At 61.6% G+C, this 5,013-nt stretch carries 4 protein-coding genes and 1 pseudogene; 2 read left to right on the top strand and 3 right to left on the bottom strand.

Annotation, left to right across the window (positions count from 1 at the left end; genetic code table 11):
* Nucleotides 1-360, top strand: a 360-nt coding sequence (locus tag P0D89_RS50875; RefSeq protein ID WP_408371432.1) for a hypothetical protein, incomplete at its 5' end; no start/stop codon positions are given.
* Between the two features lie 628 nt (nt 361-988).
* On the opposite strand, the gene P0D89_RS50870 is transcribed toward P0D89_RS50875, so the two are convergent.
* The 3 genes from P0D89_RS50870 to P0D89_RS50860 all read right to left on the bottom strand — a co-directional run bounded on the left by P0D89_RS50870 (nt 989) and on the right by P0D89_RS50860 (nt 4,256).
* The gene (locus P0D89_RS50870) at nt 989-2,323 is read right to left on the bottom strand and encodes an NAD(P)-binding domain-containing protein (protein ID WP_408370550.1); all 1,335 of its coding nucleotides are present in this window, start codon (nt 2,321-2,323) and stop codon (nt 989-991) included.
* 35 nt (nt 2,324-2,358) lie between these two features.
* Complete coding sequence (locus P0D89_RS50865; protein WP_408370552.1) at nt 2,359-3,429, bottom strand: 2,3-butanediol dehydrogenase; 1,071 nt, start codon at nt 3,427-3,429, stop codon at nt 2,359-2,361.
* A 104-nt stretch (nt 3,430-3,533) separates the two neighbouring features.
* Nucleotides 3,534-4,256: an ABC transporter permease gene (locus P0D89_RS50860; RefSeq protein ID WP_408370554.1), complete on the bottom strand. Its 723-nt coding sequence runs from the start codon at nt 4,254-4,256 to the stop codon at nt 3,534-3,536.
* A gap of 5 nt (nt 4,257-4,261) precedes the next feature.
* Between P0D89_RS50860 and P0D89_RS50855 the strand changes: the two are divergent.
* Nucleotides 4,262-4,681 (top strand): annotated as a pseudogene (locus P0D89_RS50855) (transposase); the annotation flags it as partial.
* Between the last annotated feature and the right edge of the window lie 332 nt (nt 4,682-5,013).

Below are 5,013 nucleotides of genomic sequence, written 5' to 3'. Positions count from 1 at the left end.
ACATCCCCGGAAACAGAAAATCTCCCGCAGCCTCTTGCCAGGCTAGGCTTCAAGAAGCGTGCAACAACGGAAATGGTTGATGGTTGGCGCAGCTTTTCTTCCGAAAAACTCTCTGAAGCTCACCGTCCTATGGGTACTGTCAAATTATCGGTTGACGAGCGGCCGAACATGAATGACGTAAGGAAACCTAATTTAAGCTGCAAGGCGCACCAGCATTGGAGAGCACGTCACGCTTTCCCAGGCCTCGAAGGCCTGGGCATTTCGTCCAGCGGCATCCGGCATCGGATTCTCGACATTGGAAAACAGCTGGACGCTGATATCGAGCGTGACATCGCGAAGCTGGGCCTGGCCGCCACGTGAACATCGTCGCCGGGCGGGCGACGTTCACCGATGGTCCTCCAAAACTGTATGCGTATGTGGTCGCCTGCGTTCCGCGTCTAGCGTTCTTCGTAGCTTTTGAACGGGTTGTGGTCTCGCAATTCATCCACTACGGATGGTCACTGTTCGTCTCGCTGTCGACGAAACGCACTTCTGCGATGGCAAACGCCAGATGGGAGAGCCTGCGCATCGGGCACGCGCCCCCAGGCGAAAATCCGCGCATCATTTCGTGCACACCATGGATGCCCTCTCGACATGCAGCGCTTTCTGGCTTAGTACCTTTCGGTCCCGAAAAAGCTCACCTTCAATTGGTCTAATGCGCTCTGGTCAGCGCGGCGATGTCGAATGCTCGATTACGCGTGAGGCGCTTGAAGCGCATTTCTGGTTGCCGGCAGGTGCCGACCGGCTCGCATATTCAAAGTGTTTGCAGACGGACGCCAACGCATTGTCGCGGTCGCTGAAAGGAAAGTCCGGCTGCGGCCCGGCGAACTCGTCCAGCTCAATGTCGACGATTTTCGGATCCGGCGCTGAGCGTCGCCTTATCTGCATGGCTGCCGAAAGTGGAAAGAGTGCAAGTGCAGATAGGGTGCGGATTCCGGTCCGTCTTGCATCACCACTCTATGCGGTGCTTTGCATCGGTTTCGCGATGACGACGATCATCGTCCACATGAAGGTATTGGCTTGTTGTCGTGAGTGAAGCGTGTCCCAGGTTATTGCGCACGAGCCGCAAGTCGACCTGCTGGTCCGCCATATGCGACCCTGCGCTGTGCCGCAGCCAGTGCGCTGACGCCTGCTCCAATTGATCGGCGCGTGGCGCATGTGTTTCGCCACGGGCCCGCAGTGCGTCGGCCGTGCCACTGAAAACCTGCTTGACGATCCGGTGCAGCGCAGCGCGCGTCAGCGGTTTGCGCGACTGGCCGATCGGCAGTACCAGGGGCGTGTCTTCGTCCGAAGACGGTAGGGCAGGCAGTCCCCGTTCACGGCGATACGCGCCGAGCTCCGCCATCATTTCTGAAGTGGCGGGCACCAGCCGCTCCTTGCCACCTTTGCCCAGCACGTCGAGCCACCAGCGAGCCAGGCCGTTCGCGTCGCGCCGGCTGAAAAACCGTCCCATCGTGTTCGTGCCGACCTCCGTGATCCGCAGACCGCCCAGATAGAGCAGGGTAAAGAGCCAGCGTACGCGGGCGTGGTGTTCGCGCTCGCGATTGGTCTGCGTTGGCATGCCCTGAATGAATGTCTTGACCTCGAGCCACAGCTCGGGCGACAGATACCGGACGATGCGCGGCCTGGCGCGGCGGATACGCTGACGCGACAGCGACAGCGGATTGCCGGCCAGATAACCGGCCTGCACCAGCCACGCAAACATGACGTTGAGGATCACCATGGCCTGTCGCTGGCTGGTGGCGGAGAGTGGACCATGGAACGGCCGCCAGCGGGGATCGCTGCGCGGGTGCTTGCGGCCGCCACTGGCGGTCCAGTGCGCGCTGGGCTGCGGGTCGGCGAGGAAGTGCTGATAGACCAGCAGGTCTTCGTGTGGCTTGCCCATCTGGAGGACGGACCAGAGCAGCAGGCGTTCGGCTTCCTTGCGGTAATTGTCGAACGTGGTTTTCGTCTCAACAAACCGGGCAAGCCATGCGCGGATCGCGATGTACACCGCGTCATGTCGCGCATGTGCAATCACCCCTTGCGGGCCGAGCGCGACCTTTTGCAAAACTGAGTCGTCTGGAATAATCGAAAAGATCAGTTGCGCTGATGCCGCGACGCCAGCGATGTCTTTCGATAGCCGCGCGCCACGTTGCGCCAGTTCTTCCGCACGGCGTGAGTCGACGTCATACACCACGACGTCGAAGCCTGCCTTGAGCAGATTGCCGACAATGGGCGAGCCCATCTTGCCAAGGCCGATCCAGCCAATCGTGGTTCTGTTTTGCGTGCCTGTTTCAGTCATGCCATTCTCCAGCGCTGCGTTATCACATCGCCGCCTTAGCGCGATTGCGGATTGGTAAGGATCTTCATCTTGTCGCTGCCTTGGTCGCTCAGCACGTCAAAGCCCTTTGCGACCACATCGTCTGCGTCGATCAGATCGTGAATCAGCTTTTCGACCGGGAACTTGCCGTTCGCGATCATGCCGATGATGCGCGGCCAGATCGTGACCGGATAACACCATGTTCCTTCGATGCGAATATCCTTGAGCGACCACTTCATCGGATCGACGCTTGCCGTACCCACGTGCAGGCCTGCCTGTACGACGGCGCCGGCCGAACGCACGGCGTCCACACAGGCATTGAGCGCATGCTGGTTGCCCGCGCATTCGATCGTGACATCCACGCCGATGCCTTCAGTCAGGTCGCGGATTTTTTGTGGCAGCTCACCGTCGGATGGGTCGAAGATCTCGGTCGCAACGCCGAAGCCAGCCATCTTTGCAGCGCGTGCCGGATTAGGCTCGCTGACGAAGATTTTCGAAGCGCCGGCTGCGTGGCACGCCAACGCGGCGAGTACGCCGATAGGCCCCGAGCCGGTAATGAGAACAGTCGACCCCACCGTCACTCCGCCGCGATCGACGGCATAAAGTGCGACCGCAGCCGGCTCGATCAGCGCGCCTTGCTTGTCGCTGACCGTGTCGGGCGGTTTGTTCGCGTGGTAGTCGTTCAGCACGGTGTATTCGGCCATGCCGCCGCCGTCCCAGCTCAGGCCCACGCAGCCCATCTTCGTGCAAAGGTAGCGCAAGCCACGTGCGCAGTAGTAGCACTGACCACACGAGGCCAGCGGCATCACGGAGATGCGGTCGCCAGGCTGCACGTTCTTGACGTCCTTGCCGACTTCGATCACTTCAGCGCTGAATTCATGTCCGAGCACCTGCGGCGCCTTCGCGCCCGTGAGTGCATGCGATTCGGTGGGCACGACGATCGGACCGGCCTGATACTCGTGCAGGTCGGTACCGCATATGCCGCACCACATGGGCTTGACGATCATCTGGCTCGCGCCCATCCCGCTCGGGTCGGGCACGTTCTCGACCGGGATGTCGTGTGCGCAGTGAAAACGGACTGCTCTCATGTGTCTGCTCCTGTTTGCGTTGACGTCCCTACACGGGCGTCGTTCTCGGATGTTCCTTGATGCATCGAAGGCGCGCGTGTGCGGCGTGATGTGAAGCCACTGCGCTAACGCCGCCGCCGGACCACATAACACGCCGATGCACCGATGATGATTACGCCCTTGACGATGATCTGTGCCTGCACGGGCGTGCCAACCAGCAGGACGATGTTGAAGACCATGACGAGGATCGCCGCGCCGGCCAGGCCGCCGGTCAAGGAGCCGCGTCCCCCCGAGAGCGCGAGGCCGCCCATCACGGCTGCCACGATCGAATCGAGCTCGAAACCGCGTCCGACCCAGTTGTCGACGATGCCGACATAACCCGACAGCGCAAGTCCCGCAAGCCCCGCGAGCAATGCGCTGATGACGTAGCAAACGATGCGCACAGCGTCCGGACTGACGCCCACGAGCCGCGCCGCTTCCGGATTGCCGCCGACCATATAGACGCGCCTTCCGAACGTCGACAGCTGCAAGAGCACGCCGAACACAACGGCACACGCGACCAGCATCAATACGCTGACGGGCATGCCGCCTATCGCACCTGTGCCCATTGCATGAAAGAGCGGCGGCACATTGCCCGACGGCGCGCCCTGCGTATAGGCGAAGCGCATGCCCTGCAACACGATCGCCGTCGCGAAGGTCGCGAGAAAGGGCGACACTTGCCGCTTCGTGACGAGCAGGCCGTTCAACAGTCCGGCGCATACGCACATGATGACCGTCGCGCCGAATATCGCGGGTGCCGATGCATTCGTTCCGTCGAACGTCGTTGCGATCACGGCGGCAGTCGCCATGACCCCTGGTGCGCCTTAAGGGGATCGGCGAAGTCGGCGCCTCACGCCTCGCGCTTGAACTCTACTGGCGCGATTTCCACAACCGGCGCCAGGTCGGAGCCTGTGTCGGACTGGTGCCCCAGCCGTACGACAGCGGCGAGAGCCAGACCGACCAGGGCATCAGCAAATTGGGCGACCGGCGCGTACGCGCGTTACTGGTCGAGATGGCCTGGACCTGGCTGCGCTATCAGCCCGGCAGCGCACTCACCCAGTGGTTCAACCGGCGCACCCAGGGCACCCGCCCCGACCGCCGTGCCCGGCGCATTGCCATCGTCGCCGTCGCACGGCGCCTGGCGATTGCCCTGTGGCGTTACCTCAAGGACGGCGTGATTCCCGAAGGTGCGCAACTGAAGCCCGGTGGCCAGCCCGTGCGGTGCGCCAGCTAACGCCTCTCACGCAGCTTGCTACTCCACATGGCCTGAAGTGAACATGCCCGTTCCAGTGCCAGGTTGCCGCAACAACCGATGTTTCAAAGTTGCCGCAACAACCGATGTTTCAAGATTGGGCATGTTCCCGAACACGATTCCGGCGCAATGCGCATGCAGGATGGGGCGGCTGGCTACACGCCAGCGGATAGAAGGTGAGTAAGACGTTGGAGTCTTACGCGCGCGATGATCCACTTCAGACATGAAACATGACATGGATTGCAGTTACCAGGAGCGAACCTGTCTCATGACGAACCGGAGTTATCCACCGGCGGCCGGCGCCATGGTCGTAA

Origin of the sequence: Paraburkholderia sp. RL18-085-BIA-A (assembly GCF_046027075.1) — a bacterium.
In the GTDB taxonomy this organism is placed as follows: Bacteria; Pseudomonadota; Gammaproteobacteria; order Burkholderiales; family Burkholderiaceae; genus Paraburkholderia.
The sequence above is the reverse complement of the archived record's forward strand: the minus strand, read 5'-3'. Positions and strand labels throughout refer to the sequence as shown.

Bases quoted from the DNA above. Each gene is read 5' to 3' on its own strand.
- P0D89_RS50870 (WP_408370550.1), bottom strand. From the start codon at position 2,323: ATGACTGAAACAGGCACGCAAAACAGAACCACGATTGGCTGGATCGGC.
- P0D89_RS50865 (WP_408370552.1), bottom strand. From the start codon at position 3,429: ATGAGAGCAGTCCGTTTTCACTGCGCACACGACATCCCGGTCGAGAAC.
- P0D89_RS50860 (WP_408370554.1), bottom strand. From the start codon at position 4,256: ATGGCGACTGCCGCCGTGATCGCAACGACGTTCGACGGAACGAATGCA.